The organism is Sphaerisporangium dianthi, assembly GCF_042654065.1.
Taxonomy (GTDB): domain Bacteria; phylum Actinomycetota; class Actinomycetes; order Streptosporangiales; family Streptosporangiaceae; genus Sphaerisporangium; species Sphaerisporangium dianthi.
On sequence record NZ_JBHSFP010000091.1, the window covers coordinates 1 to 3,057 of the forward strand.

At 70.4% G+C, this 3,057-nt stretch carries 1 protein-coding gene; it reads left to right on the plus strand.

Annotation, left to right across the window (positions count from 1 at the left end; all coding sequences use genetic code 11):
• Nucleotides 1–137: 137 nt before the first annotated feature.
• Nucleotides 138–3,057 (plus strand): acyltransferase domain-containing protein (locus tag ACFO60_RS40675; RefSeq protein WP_380852858.1); only part of this gene is annotated, 2,920 nt, incomplete at its 3' end.

Below are 3,057 nucleotides of genomic sequence, written 5' to 3' on the forward strand. Positions count from 1 at the left end.
GGGCGATGGAGCATCGTGCGGTTGTGGTGGGCCGGGATCGCGATGAGTTGGTGCGGGGTCTGGCGGCGGTGGCTGAGGGTCGTTCCGAGGCTGGTGTGGTGGTGGGTCGTGCTCGTGGTGAGGGTGCTACGGCGTTGGTGTTCACCGGTCAGGGTGCGCAGCGGCTCGGTATGGGCCGGGAGTTACACGCCGAGTTCCCCGTCTTCGCCGAGGCGTTCGACGCTGCGGTGGCCGAGCTGGACAAGCACCTGGCCCCGCAGCTGGACGGGCTCGTGGGCGACAGGGCGGATGAGCAAAAGGGCGGCCGGCTGACCGGTGATGCGGCTGTTTCGCTGCGGGATGTGCTGTGGGGTTCTGATGCTGCGGTGCTGGATCGGACGGTGTTCGCTCAGGCGGGGTTGTTCGCTTTTGAGGTGGCGTTGTTCCGGTTGGTGGAGTCCTGGGGTGTGCGTCCGGATTTCGTGGCCGGTCATTCGATCGGTGAGGTCGCGGCGGCGCATGTGGCGGGGGTGTTGTCGCTGGCGGATGCGGCGGCTTTGGTGGCGGCGCGTGGCGCGTTGATGCAGGCGCTGCCGTCGGGTGGGGCGATGGTGGCGATCGGCGCCGGCGAGGAGGAGGTCGCGGCGGCGCTGGAGGCGTTGCAGGCACGGGCCGGGGCGGCGGGGTCGGCTCATGTGGGCATAGCGGCGGTGAACGGTCCCGCATCGGTGGTGCTGTCCGGAGACGAGCAGGCGGTGCTGGAGATCGCCGCGGAGTTCGAGGCGTCCGGGCGTAAGGTGCGGCGGCTTCGAGTGTCGCATGCGTTCCATTCGCCGTTGATGGATCCGATGCTGGCGGAGTTCGCCTCGGTGGTGGAGGGGCTGTCGTTCAGCGAGCCGCGTATTCCGGTGGTGTCGGCGTTGACCGGTGAGGTGGCCGAGGGTTTGGACTCGCCGGGGTATTGGGTGCGGCATGTGCGTGAGCCGGTCCGGTTCGCCGACGCGGTGCGGACTCTTGAGGCGAAGGGTGTGACCCGGTTCGTCGAGGTGGGTCCGGATGCGGTGCTGTCGGGTATGGGGCCGGGGTGTCTGGCTGGGGACAGCGAGGCGGTGTTCGTGCCGTTGGTGCGTCGGGGCCGGGTGGAGCCGGTGTCGGTGGTTTCGGGTGTGGGGCAGTTGCATGCGGTGGGTGTGGGGGTGGACTGGTCGGCGTTGTTCGCCGGGACCGGCGCCCGCCGGGTGGACCTGCCCACCTACGCCTTCCAGCACAAGCGCTACTGGCTGGGCATGAGGGAGTACCTGGCCGACTCCTGGTTCGGCAAGGAGATCGGCAACCTGGCCTCGGCCGGTCTGGACGCGGCGGAGCATCCGCTGCTGGGTGCGGTCGTGTCCTCACCGGAGTCGGACGGCGTCGTGCTGACGGGCCGGCTGTCGGTCGGCACGCAGGCATGGATCGCCGACCACGACGTCCTCGGCACTGTGCTGCTGCCCGGGACGGGCTTCGTCGAGCTGGCGATCCGGGCAGGCGAGCAGGTCGACTGCGACGTGGTGGCGGAACTCACCCTCCGAGCGCCGCTGGTCCTGCCGAGGCGCGGCGGCGTCCAGGTGCGCGTGGTGGTCGACGCCGCCGACGAGGCCGGTCGGCGGCCGGTGAACATCTACTCCAGGAGCGACGAGGCGGACGCGCCATGGGTCTCACACGCCGAGGGTCTGCTCGCGTCCGCTGCGGCGGTGCCGTCGTTCGACCTGTCCGCATGGCCGCCGCCTGGCGCCGTCCGGGTGGACATCGACGGCGCGTATGACCTCCTCCGCGAACAGGGCTACGCGTACGGTCCCGTCTTCCAGGGGCTGAAGGCCGCCTGGCGGCGCGGCGAGGAGGTGTTCGCCGAGGTGGCGTTGCCCGTGGAGGCGCACGCCGAGGCGGAGAGATTCGGCATCCACCCCGCGTTGCTGGACGCGGCGATGCACGCGGGCCTCGTCGAGGACGATGGCCGGCGCGGTGGCGACACGGTCCTGCCGTTCGCGTGGAACGGCGTGACCCTGCACGCGACCGGCGCCACGGCCCTGCGAGTCCGGACCATGCCGTCCGGACAGGACAGCGTGACCATCCAGGTGGCGGACGAGACCGGCCAACCGGTGCTGACCGTCGACTCCCTCGTCGGCCGATCGGTGTCGGAGGAGCAGCTGGGCGCGGCCCGATCAGGTGGTGCCGGGTCGTTGCTGGTCATGGAATGGTCGCCGGTTTCCTCGAGTGACGGCGGTGTGGAATGGGCGCGCTGGGAGGACCTTCCTGCCTCCGGTGCGGTGCCGTCTGCCGTGGTCTTGACGTGCGAGACACCCGAGACTGACGTGCCCGCTGGGGTGCGGTCGGTGCTGGATCGGGTGTTGGTGGTGGTGCGGGAGTGGTTGGCGGATGAGCGGTTCGCGGGTTCGCGGTTGGTGGTGGTGACGCGGGGTGGTGTGGTCGCCGGGGTTGGTGACCTGGTGGATGTGGTGCAGGTTCCGGTGTGGGGGTTGGTGCGTGCGGCGGAGGCGGAGAATCCGGGTCGGTTCGGGTTGGTGGATTGGGATGGGTCGGTGGAGTTGGGCCGGGTGGTGGGGGTGGGTGAGCCGGAGTTGGCGGTGCGTGATGGCCGTGTGCTGGTGCCCCGCCTGGTGAAGGCCTCCTCGTCCGAGCAGGTTGCTTCCTCCGGTCAGGTCCCCGCGTCCGCGCGGACTCCTTCCCTCGAGGAGGCCGCCGCGTCTGGGCAGGTCCTCTCGTTCGGGCAGGCTGTCTCCCCTTCTCCCTCCGCCGTCCCTTCTTCTCCGGTGTCTTCTTCGGTGTGGGGTTCGGAGGGGACGGTGTTGGTGACGGGGGGGACCGGTGGTCTTGGGGCGTTGGTGGCGCGGCATTTGGTGGTGGCGCATGGGGTGCGGCGGTTGGTGTTGACCAGTCGTCGGGGGTTGGCGGCGCCGGGTGCTGCCGGGTTGGTGGCCGAGCTGTCGGGTCTGGGTGCCGAGGTGGGTGTGGTGGCGTGTGATGTGGGTGATCGGGGTGCGGTGGCGGGGGTGCTGGCGGGGATCGATCCGGGGTATCCGC